Origin of the sequence: Azospirillum halopraeferens DSM 3675 (assembly GCF_000429625.1) — a bacterium.
In the GTDB taxonomy this organism is placed as follows: domain Bacteria; phylum Pseudomonadota; class Alphaproteobacteria; order Azospirillales; family Azospirillaceae; genus Azospirillum; species Azospirillum halopraeferens.
In genome coordinates this window covers 726,047-741,834 of record NZ_AUCF01000001.1, presented here as the reverse complement: position 1 = coordinate 741,834, position 15,788 = coordinate 726,047, and the positions used below count along the sequence as shown (strand labels likewise).

Genomic DNA, 15,788 nt, shown 5'->3' with positions numbered 1-15,788 from the left:
TCGTTATGCCTCCAACGGAGGAGGCACTATAGTGCGGGCCGGCGACAAGGGTAAAGGGACCGGCTTGCCGGCGATCGAGAGAGCACAAGGGGACTGACAGGAATGCCTTGGAGCAATCAGGGTGGGGGCGGCGGCGGCGGCCCCTGGGGTCCGCCTCCCAACGGTGGTGGGGGCGGCCAGAATCCATGGGGTCGTCCGCCCGGAGGCGGCGGCACCGGTGGCGGCCCGCAGCCGCCCGACCTTGAGGACCTGCTGCGACGCAGCCAGGACCGCCTGAAGCGGGTGATGCCCGGCGGCTTCGGCAGTGGCCGCGGCATCGCCGCGGTGGTGCTGGTGCTGGCGGTCATCTGGGGTCTCAGCGGCATCTACCGGGTGGAGCCGGACGAGCAGGGTGTCGTCCTTCGCTTCGGCGAATGGGTGCGCACCGAGCAGCCGGGCCTGCGCTACCACCTGCCGGCCCCGATCGAGACGGCGCTGACCCCGAAGGTCACGCGCGTCAACCGCATCGAGGTCGGCTACCGCTCGGCCACCGACGGTCGCCGCGGCGACCGCGACGTGCCCGACGAGTCGCTGATGCTCACGGGCGACGAGAACATCATCGACATCGACTTCACCGTCTTCTGGGTCATCAAGGACGCGGGCGAGTATCTGTTCAAGATCCGCGACCCCGAGGTGACGGTGAAGAAGGCGGCGGAAAGCGCCATGCGCGAGGTCATCGGCCGCACCGATTTGCAGCCGGCCCTGACCGAAGCGCGCCAGCAGATCGAGCAGCAGACCCAGCGTCTCCTGCAGACGATGCTGGACGAGTACCGGTCGGGCATCGAGATCACCCAGGTCCAGTTGCAGAAGTCCGACCCGCCGTCGCCGGTCATCGACGCCTTCAACGACGTGCAGCGCGCCCGTGCCGACCGCGAACGCCTGCGCAACGAGGCGGAAGCCTACCGCAACGACATCATCCCGCGCGCCCGAGGCGAGGCGGAACGCCTGATCCAGGAGGCTTCGGCCTACCGGGAGCAGACCGTGGCCCTGGCACAGGGTGATGCCGAACGCTTCCGCAAGGTCTACGACGCTTACGCCCGTGCCAAGGATGTCACCGCCAGGCGTCTCTACCTGGAGACGATGGAGAGCATCCTGCGCGGCGCCAACAAGGTGATCATCGACGCCGACGCCCAGGGCGGGCAGGGCGTCGTGCCGTACCTGCCGTTGAACCAGCTTCAGTCGCGGGGCGGTGCCCCGGTGCAGCCGAAGCCGGCTCAGGCACAGCAGCGCACGCAGTGAGGAGACAGACCATGAACCGTTCCCTCCTCATCGCCGGTATCGCCGTCATCGTCATGGGCATCGTCGCCTCGGCGTCGCTGTTCACGGTCAACGAAGCCGAACAGGGCCTGGTGGTCCGTCTCGGTGAACCGCGCCGCGTCATCCAGGAACCCGGTCTGAAGGCCAAGGTTCCCTTCGTTGAGAACGTGGTGATGATGGACCGCCGCGTGCTCGACCTGGATCCGCCGGTCGAACAGGTCATCCTGGCCGATCAGAAGCGTCTCGATGTCGACGCCTTCGCCCGCTACCGCATCGTCGATCCGCTGCGCTTCTTCCAGACCGCGGGCACCGAGGCGGTTGCCGAAACCCGCCTCAACGCCATCGTCAACTCGTCGCTGCGCCGCGTGCTGGGCAGCGTCACCCTGCTTGCCGTCCTGTCGGACGAGCGCGCCCGGGTGATGAACGACATCCGCGACCAGGTGAACGAGGAAGCCCGGCGCTTCGGCATCGAGATCGTCGACGTCCGCATCCGCCGCGCCGACCTGCCGGAAGAGACCAGCCAGGCGATCTTCGCCCGGATGCGCTCCGAACGCGAACGCGAGGCGTCCGAGGCCCGCGCTCAGGGGCAGGAGCAGGCGCAGCAGATCCGGTCCCGCGCCGAGCGCGAGCGCACGGTGATCCTGGCCGAGTCCCAGCGCGATTCGCAGATCCTGCGCGGTGAAGGCGACAACCAGGCCTTCCAGATCATCGCCGAGGCAACCTCCATGGACCCGCAGTTCTACGGGTTCTACCGCTCGCTGGAAGCCTACCGCAACGCCCTGAACCAGGACGACACCACGCTCGTCCTGTCGCCGAACGGCGAGTTCTTCCGCTACTTCGGCGCCGGGACGAACGGGATGATGACCGCGACGACGCCGATCCCGCAGGCCCCGGAAGCGGCCCAGTTGCCGTCGCCGCTCCCGGTGGCTCCGGTGGCCCCGGCGGTGGCTCCCGCCCCGGCCGTGACCCCGTTGCCGGCTGAGTGACGCCGGCCGGCCGGGGGTGATGCGCCCCCGTCGACCCGTGGCGCCCGTCCGCTCCTTGTCCCGCCGTTTGCGGGTCAGGGGCGGGCGGGCGCCTTTCCTTTTTCCGGTAACGTCCATGTGAGCGCCGATGGATGAGCTGTGGACCGCCCTGGCCCTGATCCTGGTGATCGAAGGGGCGCTGTACGCCTTGTTTCCGGGGACGATGCGCCGCGTCATCGCGGAGGCGCTGATCCTTCCCGAGGGCAGTCTGCGTTTGGGCGGTTTGTGCGCGGCGGCGGCGGGTGTCGCCATCGTGTGGCTTTTGCGCGGGGCGTAGCCGCTGCGCCTTTTTTCGATCATACTCGTGGCGGCATAGTCCGGAATCCCGACCGCGGGCGCGGCTGCGGGCGTTCGCTTGAAGGCGGGCGCTCCGCGGCTTACATCCGCTGGCGGGACAGTGCACCTTTCGGGACGGACGTGCCGGGCGCACCCCCCGAAAGTGCGGCGATGTTCGTGGCAGGGAGACAACTCCAGTGGACCGCATTCGACCGTTTTTGACCGCCGCCGACTCCGGTCGTGCGGCTATGCTTCCCTTGATCGCCGCACTCCTGTGGGCGCTGATGGTGGCCGTCAGCGCGCCGGCCGCCGCGCAGTCGCGCCCGGCCCCCGCGAGCTTCGCCGATCTGGCCGAGCGGCTTCTGCCGGCGGTCGTCAACATCTCCACCAGCCAGTCGGCGCCCCAGCGCAACCAGGGTGGCCCGCCCGGCGGCCGGCCGGAGATGCCGCAGTTCCCGCCGGGCTCGCCGTTCGAGGAGTTCTTCCGGGACTTCTTCGACCGCAACCAGCAGCCCGATGCGCCGCCGCGCCGCTCCACCTCGCTGGGGTCCGGCTTCATCATCGACGCCGGGGAAGGCTACGTGGTCACCAACAACCACGTCATCCAGGACGCCGACGAGATCACCGTCATCCTGCAGGACGACACCAACATCAAGGCGGAGCTGGTCGGCCGCGATCCCAAGACCGACTTGGCGCTGCTGAAGATCAAGACCGGCCATCCGCTGGTCGCCGTTCCCTTCGGCGACAGCGACGCCATGCGTGTCGGTGACTGGGTGGTGGCGATCGGCAACCCCTTCGGCCTGGGCGGCACGGTCACCGCGGGCATCATCTCCGCCCGCCAGCGCGACATCAACGCCGGCCCTTACGACGACTTCCTGCAGACCGACGCCTCGATCAACCGCGGCAACTCCGGCGGCCCGATGTTCAACCTCAACGGCGAGGTCATCGGCATCAACACCGCCATCTTCTCGCCGTCGGGCGGTTCGGTGGGCATCGGTTTCGCCATTCCCGCCAATCTCGCCCGCTCGGTGATCGAGCAGCTCAAGGACCACGGGCGCACCCGCCGCGGCTGGCTGGGCGTGCGCATCCAGGCGGTGACGCCGGAGATCGCCGAGAGCCTGGGGCTGTCCGGCGCCCACGGCGCGCTGGTGGCTTCGGTGACCCCCGGTGGCCCGGCGGCCGACGCCGGCGTGCAGCCCGGCGACGTCATCACCAAGTTCAACGGCCGTATGATCGAAGAGATGCGCCGCCTGCCGCGCGTGGTGGCGGAAACCCCGATCGACCGCACCGTTCCGGTGGAGGTGTGGCGCCGGGGCAAGGCCGAAACCGTCCAGGTCAAGGTGGGCGAGCTGGAGGCAGCCGAGGAGTCCGGCCTGCTGGCCGCCACCCCCGGCGAGGGGCGACCCGCTCCGGGCCCGGCTGCGCCGACCAGCGAGACGCTCGGCCTCAAGCTCTCGGGCATCACCCAGGAGCTGCGCCAGCAGTTTGGCCTGAAGGCGGAGCTGAAGGGCGTCGTGGTCACCGAAGTGCAGGGTGGTTCCCCGGCCGCGGAGAAGGAACTGCGCGCCGGTGACGTCATCGTCGAGGTCGGTCAGGAGGAGGTCCGCCAGCCGTCCGACGTGACGTCGCGGGTGCAGAAGGCGCGTGAGCAGGGTCGCAAGTCGATCCTGTTGCTGATCGACCGTCAGGGCGACCTGCGGTTCGTCGCCCTGCCGCTCGGCCAGGGCTGACGACGCCCGTCAGGGCATGCGGTTCACGGCGCCGGCGGCAGTCGCCTCCGGCGCCGTTTTCCTGCCCGGTGGATGGGCGCGCGGGACGTGGATGGTGAAGCACGACCCCCGACCGGGCCGGGAGTCGACGGTCATCCGGTGCCCCAGCAGGTCGGCGGTGCGGCGGACGATGGCCAGGCCGAGGCCGAACCCTTCGCGGCGGCTCGACGACACCTGGCGGAACTCTTCGAAGATGGTGTCCAGCATCTCCGGCGCGATGCCGATGCCGGTGTCCAGGACGCTGATCGACACCAAGGTTGCGGAGCGCCGGCAGCCGACGACGATGCGGCCGCGGTCGGTGTAGCGCACGGCGTTGGCGACCAGGTTGTTGACGATGGTCGCCAGCATGTCGCGGTCGCTGTCCACCTCCAGCGTGCAGGGCAGGACGCGCAGCTCCAGCCCTTTGTCCCGGGCGGGGAGGGTCCATTCATCGGCCACCTCGTCCAGCAGGTCGCGGACCGGAAAGACCCGGTGCCGCGGCTCGGGCCGGTGGAAGCGCTGCATGGACGCCTGGAGCAGGGTGTCCAGCGCCCGTCCGAGCTTGCGCGATCCGCGGTCGATCAGGTCGAGCATGCGGTGCTGCGGTGGCTCCGACACCGTGGTGCGCAGGGCCTCCGTGGCCAGGGCGATGGCTTGCAGGGGCTGGCGCAGATCGTGGCCGGCGGCGGCCAGCAGGCGGCTCTTCACGGTGTTCGCATCCTCCGCCACCCGATAGGCGTCGCGCAGATCCCGCTCCCGCTGCGCCAGCGAGTCGGCCATGCGGTCGAACGCCTCGCCGAGCCCGCGCAGTTCCGGCGGGGCGTTCATCGGCCCGACGCGGGCCGCGCTGTCCCCCTCGCGCCACCGACGGGCGGCCATGCCCAACCGGCGCAGCGGCGCCAGCACCAGGCGACGGTGCCCGATCCAGGCGATGGCGAAGGCCAGCGACTGGGCCAGGGCGATCACCGCCACGCCCCACAACGTCGTCCGGTCGATGGCCGCCGTCGCGGCGGCGCGATTCAGGCCGACGGCCACGAACAGGTCGCCGGTGTCGGTGGCGGCGAAGCCGAACACACGCAGGACGCCGTTGACCCCGGGCATCTCGACGGTGCCGCTTCCTCCGAGGCGGGTCAGCACGGGAAAGCTGTCCGCTGCCGGTGTCGCGCTGTCCGCCGTCGCGGGGCCCGGGACGCGTGCCAGCACGTTGCCGCTGCGGTCGACGGCGATCAGCGTCGCGTCCGCCGGCAGCGGCCGGTCGCGGAGCGCGGTGTCGAGCCAGTCCAGGTCGAGAAGCAGGACCATCACACCGTCCGTCTCGCCGGCCGCGCCGTGCAGCGGGTACAGGAGCGGCAGGACGTATCCGTCGCGCCACCGCCGCCGCTCGTCCACCGTGAACCCGACCGGTGCGGTCTCCGGCCGGTGGCGGCCGGCGACGATCGCGGCGAGATCGTCAGCATGCGTCCCCCCGGTCGCGCACAGGATGCCGCCGTCGGCGGCCATGATGGCGATGGCGGCATAGCGGGCGTACTCCGGCTCGACCGGAGGCGGCAGCCGGTCGCACACCGTCGCCGCGACGTCCGGCCGCAGCATGGCGTCCAATGCCATCATCAGGTTGCGCGCCCCTTCCAGGACCTCATCCTGTTCGGATACGGCCAGGCTGGCGAGAGTCAGTGCGTCCTCGTGGACGGCGGCGAGCATGCGCCCCCGCAGGTCCCATTGCATGTAGGTCACCACGGCCACGGCCGGGAGCAACGTCAGAAGGATGACGAGGAGGAGACGGAGTATCAGAGACATCGAACCAGGGTACGGCGGAAGGGTCCGCGGCCATTGGTGCGGTCCCGGTCGGCCGGATCAAGGACGATTCCGGATAGGGCGGCGATGCCGCCGCTCACACCGTCGGCATCGGACGGATGCCGACGGCGAGCCCTTCCCGATCAATGCCACGGCATTGATCTGCAGAATGGAAGGGATCATGTTCCGGCCGAATCAGGCACCGCGCAGCTTGCGCCAGGCCATGCCGCCGACCAGCAGGGTGACCGCCGCACCTTCGGCGACCCGCCAGAGGATGCCGACGTCGGCCATGGTCTGCATGGCCGGGTGGGCGCGCACCTCGGCCGCGGTGTCCGCCAGGGACACGGCGAGGCGGCCGGCGGCGTCGCGGGCATCGTCGGCGAGGATCTCCGCCTCCGACCAGACCCGTCCGGCGCCCGTCTCAACGCCGACGATGGCCGGTGCGGCGACCCGGGTGATGGTGTCGCCGACGGTGGCGGCGGTGGGGCCCAGGGTCCGTTCGGCGGCGTCCAGCGCGGGGGCCACCGCATCCTTCAACTCCCGCACCACCGGGGCGATGGTGGCTCCGGCCTTTGCCGTCGCCTCCGCAGCGCCTTCGGAGAGGCTGCGCCAGGCGTCGAGGGCCCGGTCGGCCGCGCGCTCCCGCAGGCCGGGCCGGGGCACCACGATCTCCTCGTCCAGAGGGATGATGTAGCCGCGCGCGAAGTCGGCGTCCTGTGCCGATGCCGGCAGGGCCGTCAGGGCCAGCAGCAGCGCGGCGCAGGCCGGAACGTGGGGGCGCACGGGGCGGCGCATGGGCATCTCCATCGCGCGGACGAACGGAACGTCGGCGACCCTACCACCGGTGGGGGAGGGGCGGTCAATCCGTCCGGCGCGCCGACCTCTCAGGACTCCGCAATGTCTCCGGCACGATAGCCCTGTGCGTAGAGCAGGGCCGTGAGATCGCCGTGATCGACGCGGGCGCGCGCTTCCGCCGCGACGGCCGGCTTGGCGCGGAAGGCGATGCCCAGCCCGGCGGCGAGCAGCATGGGCAGGTCGTTGGCGCCGTCGCCGACCGCCAGCGTTCCGGCCATCGGCACGCGCTGCGCCGCGGCGAAGCGAACCAGCGCCTGAAGCTTGCTGTCGCGGTCGAGGATCGGCTCGACCGGGCGGCCGGTCAGAGTGCCGTCGGCGACCTCCAGGTCGTTGCCCTGGTCCTCGTCGAACCCCACCCAGTCGCGCACCCGCGCGGTGAAGCAGCGGAAACCGCCGGAGACCAGGACGCAGTAGGCGCCGTTCGCCTTCATGGTGGCGACCAGGGAGCGCGCACCGGGCATCAGCCGGGCGCGCTCCCACACCTCGTCCAGCACGCCGGCCGGCAGCCCCTTCAGCAGCGCCACCCGTTCACGCAGGGCGTCGCGGAAGTCGATTTCCCCGTTCATGGCGCGGGCGGTGATGGCGGCGATGCGCTCCTTCATGCCGACGTAGTCGCCCAGCTCGTCCAGCATCTCCTGGTGGATGATGGTCGATTCCATGTCGGCGATCAGCAGCCGCTTGCGGCGGCCTTCCAGCGGCTGGGCCACGATGTCGACGGGCAAATCGCCGAGCGCCTGCCGGGCCGCGGCCTCCGCCTGCTCCGGCACCAGCCGGTTGAAGGCGACGTCGCAGGCGGTGCCCGGCGCCAGCCAGTCGGGCCGGGCGGTTTCGGCGCCCAGCGCTTCGAGGGCGGCGCGCGCGGCGAGCGCCGCGTCCTCGTCGAACGGGGCGGCGGGGGCGGCGATCAGGGTGATGACGGCGTTCATGGCGGGGAATCCGGCGGTGGGCGCGCTGCTCCCTACCACAGCCGGTCGGCCGCGGCCAACCGCCCATCGCGGCGTGGCCATGGCGGGAATCGCCGCAATCGGTTAATTCCGGTAGCGGGCGCCGCCTGTTGATCGAGGGAGAACGGAGAGGGACGAGCATGGCCGAGGATCGCAACGCCCCCGTCATCGTGATCGGCGGCCCGACGGCGTCGGGCAAGTCGGCGCTGGCCGTCGACCTCGCGGCGGAGTTCGGCGGCACGGTGGTCAACGCCGACAGCATGCAGCTCTACCGCGAGCTGGACGTGGTGACGGCGCGGCCGGCGGCCGAAGACCTGGCCCGGGTGCCGCACGTCCTCTACGGCGTGCTGCCGGCGGCCGAGCGCGGCTCGGCGGCGCGCTGGCGGGACATGGCTTTGGCGGAGATCGCCGCGGCCCGGGCGCAGGGGCGGGTGCCCGTGGTGGTCGGCGGCACCGGGCTTTACCTCAGGGCGCTGATGCAGGGCCTGTGCGCGGTGCCGGCGGTGCCCGACGCGATCCGCCGCGCCGTCCGGGACCGGCTGCGCGTTCTGGGCGGCGAGGCGTTCCGGGCCGAGCTGGTGGCGCGCGACCCCGCCGCCGTCCGGCTGAATCCCGGCGACACGACCCGCCTGACCCGCGCCCGGGAGGTGCTGGAAGCCACCGGCCGGCCCCTGTCGGAGTGGCAGCGCGACACCGCCGAGGGGCCGCCGCCCGGCCTGTCGTTCCTGGTGCTGGTGATCGACCCGCCGCGCCCCGCCCTCTACGCCGCCGGCGACGGCCGTTTCGTCGCCATGGTGCGGCGGGGGGCCGCCGAGGAGGTGCGGCGCCTTGACGCGCTCGGCCTCGATCCCGACCTGCCGGCCATGAAGGCGCTGGGGGTGCCGGAACTGCGCCGCCACCTGCACGGCGACCTGACGCTGGACGAGGCGATCGGGCTGGCCCAGCAGTCGACCCGGCGCTACGCCAAGCGGCAGGTCACCTGGTTCCGCCATCAGTTGATAGGGCAGCATGGCTGCCATACCATTTCTTCGCTCTACTCTCCGGCGCAACGTGATGCCATTCTGCGGCTGGCCGCAGCGGAATTGCGTGGCTGAGTCGCAGGAGGACGCAAAGTGACGCTTGAGTGGGGTGATCTGTTTGCCGGACGCATCGCGGGAATGGCGGCGTCGGAAATCCGGGAGTTGCTGAAGCTGATCGACCGGCCGGAGATCATCTCGTTCGCCGGCGGCATCCCCGACCCCGACCTGTTCCCGTCGGCGGCCATCGCCCGCGCCTACGAGAAGGTGTTCCAGTCCAACGCCGGGGCGGGCGGGGCGTTGCAGTACACCATCAGCGAGGGCTACACGCCGCTGCGGGAATGGATCGTCGCCTATATGGAGCGCAAGGGCGTGCGCCCGGACCTGGACGAGGTGCTGGTGACCAGCGGCTCGCAGCAGGCCCTGGACTTCATCGGCAAGCTGCTGATCGGCCCCGGCGACCTGGTGGCGGTGACCAAGCCCACCTATCTCGGGGCGCTCCAGGCGTTCTCCCCCTACGAGCCGCGCTACGTCTCCATCGCCATGGACGAGGAGGGGCCGGTGCTCGCGGACCTGGAGGCGGCGCTGGCGCAGCGGCCGAAGTTCCTCTACCTCGTTCCCGATTTCCAGAATCCCAACGGCACCACCGTGTCGACGGCGCGGCGCGAGGCGATCGTCGATCTGTGCGCCGCGGCCGGCATCCCCATCGTCGAGGACGCCGCCTACGCCGAGCTGCGCTACGACGGCGAGGCGCTGCCGTCCCTGGCCGCCATCGATGCCGCGCGCAACGGCGGCCGGCCGGGGCAGGTGATCCACTGCGGCTCGTTTTCCAAGACCATGGTGCCGGCCCTGCGGGTCGGCTGGGTCTCGGCGGCGCGCGAGGTGGTCAACCGGCTGGTGCTGATGAAGCAGGCGGCGGACCTGCACACCTCGACCATCAACCAGATCGTCATGCACGACGTGGTGAGCCAGATCTTCGACAGCCACGTCCGGCGCCTGCGCGTCGCCTACAAGGAGCGGCGGGACGCCATGCTGGCGGCGCTGGCGGAGTTCATGCCGGCCGGCGTGACCTGGACGCGGCCGCAGGGCGGCATGTTCGTGTGGATCGAGCTGCAGCATGGGCAATGCGGCGTGACGCTGCTGGAGCGCGCCGTGCGGGAGGCCAACGTCGCCTTCGTGCCGGGGGCGGCCTTCTTCGCCGACCGGTCCGGGGCGAACACCATCCGGCTCAGCTTCTCCGCCACCAAGCCCGAGCGGATCCGCGAGGGCGTGCGGCGCATCGCCGGCCTGCTGGAACCCGTTACGGCCTGAGAAGCGGACCCGCGGAGCAGCCCGCCGCGACGGCGGGTTGCTCCGTTCGGGAAATAAGTGGAAAAGCTGCGACAAGAAAGCTTTGCGATAATTCGCAAAAATCGTTGACCCGCCCCGGCCACTTCGCATAGGGTCTCGCTCCCGGCTCCGCGGTTGGGGGTAACCCTTTGTTTTGTCAGCATAGCACCCGCGGAACCGAACGGAGCGAACGGGCCCCCGCGGACGGGGCCAGCAGAGAAGGTCGAAACCGATGCCCGAACAGAAGCTGACCGGCGCGCAGATCGTCATCAAGGCCCTGAAGGACCAGGGTGTGGACGTTATCTTCGGCTATCCCGGCGGCGCCGTACTTCCCATCTACGATGCCCTGTTCCAGCAGAACGACCTTCGCCACGTCCTCGTACGCCACGAACAGGCCGCCGTGCACGCGGCCGAGGGCTACGCCCGGTCCACCGGCAAGGTGGGCGTGGTGCTGGTGACCTCCGGCCCCGGCGCCACCAACGCGGTGACCGGGCTGCTGGACGCCCTGTGCGATTCCATCCCGATCGTCTGTCTGTCCGGCCAGGTGCCCACCCACCTGATCGGCAACGACGCCTTCCAGGAGGCCGACACGACCGGCATCACCCGGCCGTGCACCAAGCACAATTACCTGGTGAAGGACGTCAACAAGCTGGCCCGCACCCTGCACGAGGCGTTCTACGTGGCGCGCAACGGCCGCCCCGGCCCGGTGGTGGTGGACCTGCCCAAGGACGTGCAGTTCGCCGACGGCATCTACGTGCCGCCGATGGAGGTTAAGCACAAGACCTACCGTCCGCAGGTCAAGCCGGAGCTGGCGAAGATCGAGGAAGCGGTGGAGTTGATGGCCAATGCCAAACGCCCGGTGTTCTACACCGGCGGCGGCGTCGTCAACGCCGGCCCCATGGCGGCCAAGCTGCTGACCCAGTTGGTGAAGATGACGGGCTTCCCGATCACCTCGACGCTGATGGGCCTGGGCGCCTTCCCCGCCTCGGAGCCGCAGTGGCTGGGCATGCTGGGCATGCACGGCACCTACGAGGCCAACCTGTCCATGTACAATTGCGACGTGATGATCAACATCGGCGCGCGATTCGACGACCGGGTGACCGGCAAGCTGTCGGAATTCGCGCCGGGGTCGAAGAAGATCCACGTCGACATCGACCCGTCCTCCATCAACAAGAACGTGGCGGTGGACGTCGCCGTGGTGGGCGATTGCGCCCACGCGCTGGAAGACATGATCCGCATCTGGAAAGCCAAGCAGAAGCGGGCGGACCAGGCGGCGCTGAAGCAGTGGTGGGGCCAGATCGAGCAGTGGCGGGCGCGCAACTGCCTGAACTACAACCGCACCGAGACGGTGATCAAGCCGCAGTACGCGCTGGAGCGGCTGCGCGAGCACCTGAAGGGCAAGGATTTCTACATCACCACCGAGGTGGGCCAGCACCAGATGTGGGCCGCCCAGTTCCTGCCCTTCGACCAGCCCAACCGCTGGATGACGTCGGGCGGTCTGGGCACCATGGGGTACGGCCTGCCGGCCGCCATCGGCGCCCAGATCGCCCACCCCGACGCGATCGTCGTCGACATCTCCGGCGAGGCGTCGTTCCTGATGAACATGCAGGAGATCGGCACCGCGGTGCAGTACCGCGCGCCGGTGAAGATCTTCATCCTGAACAACAAGTACATGGGCATGGTCCGCCAGTGGCAGGAGCTGCTGCACGGCTCGCGCTATTCGGAGAGCTATTCCGAGGCCCTGCCGGACTTCGTCAAGCTGGCGGAGGCGTGGGGCTGCGTCGGGCTGCGGGCGGAGACGGTGGCCGAGGTGGACGGCGTGATCGAGAAGATGCTGGCGGTCCGCGACAAGCCGGTGATCGTCGACATCTGCGTCGATCCCAAGGAGAACTGCTTCCCGATGATCCCGGGCGGCAAGGCGCACAACGAGATTCTCTTCGGCCCGGAGGACAGCCCGGCCGACGCCACGCCGGAAGACGGCATGGTGCTGGTGTAAAGAAACGAGCTGGCGGAGATCCGTGTCGTGGAAGAGAAGATCGAAAAGCACACCATCGCGGTGCTGGTGGACAACGAGCCGGGCGTGCTGGCCCGCGTCATCGGCCTGTTCTCGGGCCGCGGCTACAACATCGAGAGCCTGACGGTGGCGGAGGTCGACAACGCCGGCCACCTGTCGCGCATCACGCTGGTGACCTCGGGCACCCGCATGATCGTCGAGCAGATCAAGGCGCAGCTCGACCGGCTGGTGCCGGTGCACAAGGTCCATGACCTGACCGACGAGGGGCCGTGCGTCGAGCGCGAACTGGCCCTGGTCAAGGTTGCCGGCACCGGCGACCGCCGCATCGAGGCGCTGCGGCTCGCCGACATCTTCAAGGCGCAGGTGGTGGACGCCACGCTCACCTCCTTCGTCTTCGAGTTGACCGGCACCACCGTGCAGGTCGACGAGTTCATCGGCCTGATGGCCCAGCTCGGCCTGGTGGAGACCAGCCGCACCGGCGTACTCGCCATGTCCAAGGGGCCGACGGGCTTCTGATACGGCCGGAACATGATCGCTTCGGCTGTATTCCGGCCGTCGGTATGAGCGGTCCGTTCGGGAATCCGTCCGCACGTGTTACCATGTGCGGGCGGACACCCGCGGCGGAGGATGGCGCGATGAAGATGCTGTCGATCGAAGAGGCGAGGGCTCAGCTCTCCGACCTGCTCGACCGGGCCGAGCGGGGCGAGGAGGTCGTGATCACGCGCAACGGCACGCCGGTCGTGCGTCTGGTTCCCGAATCCGCGCCGGCACGACAGGAATACAACTCCGACGTTGCCGAACGTGCCGCCGCCTGGATCAAACTCCAAGCCATGATGGAAGAGGGACTCCCATTCGATGGCGTGCGTTGGTCGCGCAGAGAAATCTACGACGATCGCACGGAAGAGCTGGAAGAGCGTTGGCGGCAACATCGGACATGAAGCTGTGCTTCGATACCAACGTTCTGGTGTATGCGTTCGATCCGAAGGCGGTTCCGGCGGGTCGGCATGCGGCAGCCATTGGTCTGCTGAAACGGGCTGAAACGCCTGGATACGAAGTGGTCCTGGCATTGCAAAGCCTGGGTGAATTCATCCACGTCGCCGTGCCGAAATGCCGCATCGCTCCGCCGGTCGCCATCGCCGCCGCGGATGCGCTGCGTGCGGTGTTTCCGGTTGTCGCGGCCGATGAGGGCTGCTTCGAGCGGGCGTGCCGGATCTATCTGGACCACGGCATTCCCTTCCGGGATGCCCTTCTGCTGGCCACCGCGCAGAGGGCCGGCTGTGCGCTGCTGCTGTCGGAGGACGGCCACGACGGCATGCGTGTGGGTGGTGTCACCATTGTAAACCCGGTCAACGAAAAGAACCGCGAATTGCTTGACGCGGCCCTTCCTCCGACGGATTAATGCGGCCGAGCCCGCAGAACGGCAAGAACCGACATCAGCAATCCCCAAGGAACCACCACCATGCGCGTCTACTACGATCGTGATGCCGACGTGAACCTGATCAAGGGCAAGAAGGTCGTCATCGTCGGCTACGGCAGCCAGGGCCATGCCCACGCCAACAACCTCCGCGACAGCGGCGTGAAGGACGTGCGGGTTGCGCTGCGCCCCGGTTCGGCCAGCGCGCAGAAGGCGGAAGGCGCCGGCTTCACGGTCATGGCCCCGGCCGAGGCGGCCGCCTGGGCTGACGTGGTGATGATCCTCACCCCCGACGAGCTGCAGGCCGACCTGTACCGCGACCATCTCGCCGCCAACCTGAAGGAAGGGGCGGCGCTGGTCTTCGCCCACGGCCTGAACGTCCACTTCAACCTGATCGAGCCGCGGGCCGATCTGGACGTGTTCATGATCGCCCCGAAGGGCCCCGGCCACACCGTGCGCGGCGAGTACCAGCGCGGCGGCGGCGTGCCCTGCCTGGTGGCGGTGCACCGGAACGCCTCGGGCAACGCCCTGGACATCGCCCTGTCCTACGCCTCGGCCATCGGCGGCGGCCGCGCCGGCATCATCGAGACGACCTTCAAGGAAGAGTGCGAGACCGACCTCTTCGGTGAGCAGGCGGTGCTGTGCGGCGGTCTGACCCACCTGATCCAGGCCGGCTACGAGACGCTGGTCGAGGCCGGCTATGCCCCGGAGATGGCCTATTTCGAGTGCCTGCACGAGGTGAAGCTGATCGTCGACCTGATGTACGAGGGCGGCATGGCCAACATGCGCTACTCGATCTCCAACACGGCCGAGTACGGCGACTACAAGACCGGCCCGCGCATCGTGACCCCCGAGACCAAGGCCGAGATGAAGCGCGTCCTGGATGACATCCAGTCCGGCCGCTTCACCCGCGACTGGATGCTGGAGTGCAAGGCCGGCCAGCCGAGCTTCAAGGCCATCCGCCGCCGCCAGGCCGAGCATTCGATCGAGCAGGTGGGCGAGAAGCTGCGCGCCATGATGCCCTGGATCGCCGAGCGCCGCCTGGTCGACAAGGCCAAGAACTGATCGATGTTCGCCACCGCCCCGCGGCATCCCGCGGGGCGGTGGACGGCACACACGAAAAGGGCGCGCTCCTTGCGGGAGCGCGCCCTTTTTCTTAGCAAACGGGCCCGCCGCTCAGGTGTCGGCGGCGACGCTGGTCAGGTCGGCCTTGGGGCGGGCTTCGGACAGGGGCTGCCCGGTGACGACGAAATGCACCACCTCGGCGATGTTGGTGGCGTGGTCGCCGACCCGCTCCAGCCCCTTGGCGATGAACAGCAGGTGCATGTGCATGGTGAACAGTTCCGGCCGGGCGGCGGCGTCGCGGGTGATGCCTTCGCACAGGCTGGTGTAGAGGGCGTCCACCTCCTCGTCCCGCCGCCAGACGTCAAGGGCCAGGTCGGCATCGCCTTCCACATAGGCGTCGATGACGGTCGTCAGCCGCTCGCGCACCTGCCGCCCCAGCTCCGGCAGGGCCGCCAGGGCGGCTGAATCGGGCAGGTCGGTCATGGCCGTGGCGCGCTTGGCGATGTTGGCGGCGTAATCGCCCACCCGCTCCAGATTGCCGGCGATCTTGAGGGCCGCAATCACCTGGCGCAGGTCATCGGCCACGGGCTGGCGCAGCACCAGCAGGCGCATGCAGTCGGATTCGATCTGCTGCTCGCCGCGGTCGAGCCGGCCATCGTCCCGGATGACCTCGCTCGCCAGGGTCGGGTCGCGCTGGGTCAACGCCGACAGAGCGCGGTCAAGTTGGCTTTCTGCGGCACCGGCCATCTCGACGACGCTGGAGCGCAGCTTCTTGAGCGCCTCTTCATACGAGGAGACGATGTGGGGAGGGGTAGTCTTCATGATATCGGTGGTCTCCCGGGGCCGCCTCTGGGCACGACTGATGGCGCGTGCCGTTCGGCCGGCAAACGTTTGCCGGAACCTACCATGGTTCAACCGGCGCCGTGCGGGGAATCGACACCACAACCGGTTAACCTTTCATGACGCCGTCCGCCTTCGTACCCGCATCATCTGAATGATGCCGTGGGTATGCCCT

At 69.4% G+C, this 15,788-nt stretch carries 15 protein-coding genes; 11 read left to right on the top strand and 4 right to left on the bottom strand.

The genetic code is table 11. The annotated features are described in order from the left end of the window. Positions 1-102: 102 nt before the first annotated feature. From hflK to G472_RS0103495, 4 genes are all read left to right on the top strand, one after another. Positions 103-1,278, top strand: a complete 1,176-nt coding sequence (gene hflK, locus G472_RS0103510; RefSeq protein ID WP_029007266.1) for an FtsH protease activity modulator HflK — start codon at positions 103-105, stop codon at positions 1,276-1,278. 11 nt (positions 1,279-1,289) lie between these two features. After that, entirely contained in the window at positions 1,290-2,282 is a 993-nt protein-coding gene (gene hflC / locus G472_RS0103505) for a protease modulator HflC (protein ID WP_029007265.1), read from the top strand. A 127-nt stretch (positions 2,283-2,409) separates the two neighbouring features. Beyond that, the gene (locus G472_RS0103500; protein WP_029007264.1) at positions 2,410-2,598 is read left to right on the top strand and encodes a DUF2065 domain-containing protein; all 189 of its coding nucleotides are present in this window, start codon (positions 2,410-2,412) and stop codon (positions 2,596-2,598) included. A gap of 247 nt (positions 2,599-2,845) precedes the next feature. Then, positions 2,846-4,327: a DegQ family serine endoprotease gene (locus G472_RS0103495; RefSeq protein WP_035690749.1), complete on the top strand. Its 1,482-nt coding sequence runs from the start codon at positions 2,846-2,848 to the stop codon at positions 4,325-4,327. 9 nt (positions 4,328-4,336) lie between these two features. On the opposite strand, the gene G472_RS36720 is transcribed toward G472_RS0103495, so the two are convergent. The 3 genes from G472_RS36720 to serB form a co-directional block, all read right to left on the bottom strand. Then, positions 4,337-6,139, bottom strand: a complete 1,803-nt coding sequence (locus G472_RS36720; protein WP_051340271.1) for a sensor histidine kinase — start codon at positions 6,137-6,139, stop codon at positions 4,337-4,339. Between the two features lie 192 nt (positions 6,140-6,331). Next, positions 6,332-6,931 carry a hypothetical protein gene (locus G472_RS0103485; RefSeq protein WP_029007262.1) on the bottom strand — a complete coding sequence of 200 codons (600 nt, stop codon included), beginning with the start codon at positions 6,929-6,931 and terminating at the stop codon, positions 6,332-6,334. A gap of 89 nt (positions 6,932-7,020) precedes the next feature. Then, positions 7,021-7,917, bottom strand: a complete 897-nt coding sequence (serB, locus tag G472_RS0103480) for a phosphoserine phosphatase SerB (RefSeq protein WP_029007261.1) — start codon at positions 7,915-7,917, stop codon at positions 7,021-7,023. 158 nt (positions 7,918-8,075) lie between these two features. Between serB and miaA the strand changes: the two genes are divergently transcribed. From miaA to ilvC, 7 genes are all read left to right on the top strand, one after another. Continuing rightward, complete coding sequence (miaA, locus tag G472_RS0103475; RefSeq protein WP_029007260.1) at positions 8,076-9,029, top strand: tRNA (adenosine(37)-N6)-dimethylallyltransferase MiaA; 954 nt, start codon at positions 8,076-8,078, stop codon at positions 9,027-9,029. A gap of 18 nt (positions 9,030-9,047) precedes the next feature. Then, a complete protein-coding gene (locus G472_RS0103470) occupies positions 9,048-10,262 on the top strand; it encodes an aminotransferase-like domain-containing protein (protein ID WP_029007259.1) in 1,215 nt (404 codons plus the stop codon). Between the two features lie 250 nt (positions 10,263-10,512). Further along, positions 10,513-12,276 (top strand): acetolactate synthase 3 large subunit, encoded by a 1,764-nt coding sequence (locus tag G472_RS0103465; RefSeq protein ID WP_029007258.1) that lies wholly within the window; start codon positions 10,513-10,515, stop codon positions 12,274-12,276. A 27-nt stretch (positions 12,277-12,303) separates the two neighbouring features. Continuing rightward, positions 12,304-12,810: an acetolactate synthase small subunit gene (gene ilvN, locus G472_RS0103460; protein ID WP_029007257.1), complete on the top strand. Its 507-nt coding sequence runs from the start codon at positions 12,304-12,306 to the stop codon at positions 12,808-12,810. 119 nt (positions 12,811-12,929) lie between these two features. Further along, positions 12,930-13,232, top strand: coding sequence for a type II toxin-antitoxin system Phd/YefM family antitoxin (locus G472_RS31020; protein WP_035690746.1), 303 nt, complete (start codon positions 12,930-12,932; stop codon positions 13,230-13,232). Next, positions 13,229-13,693, top strand: coding sequence for a PIN domain-containing protein (locus G472_RS0103450; RefSeq protein WP_035690744.1), 465 nt, complete (start codon positions 13,229-13,231; stop codon positions 13,691-13,693). Before G472_RS31020 ends, G472_RS0103450 begins: the two co-directional genes overlap by 4 nt. A 60-nt stretch (positions 13,694-13,753) precedes the next feature. Beyond that, complete coding sequence (gene ilvC / locus G472_RS0103445; protein ID WP_029007255.1) at positions 13,754-14,773, top strand: ketol-acid reductoisomerase; 1,020 nt, start codon at positions 13,754-13,756, stop codon at positions 14,771-14,773. A gap of 111 nt (positions 14,774-14,884) precedes the next feature. Here the strand turns inward: ilvC and phoU are convergent, their stop codons facing one another. After that, the gene (phoU, locus tag G472_RS0103440; RefSeq protein ID WP_029007254.1) at positions 14,885-15,595 is read right to left on the bottom strand and encodes a phosphate signaling complex protein PhoU; all 711 of its coding nucleotides are present in this window, start codon (positions 15,593-15,595) and stop codon (positions 14,885-14,887) included. Positions 15,596-15,788: the final 193 nt, after the last annotated feature.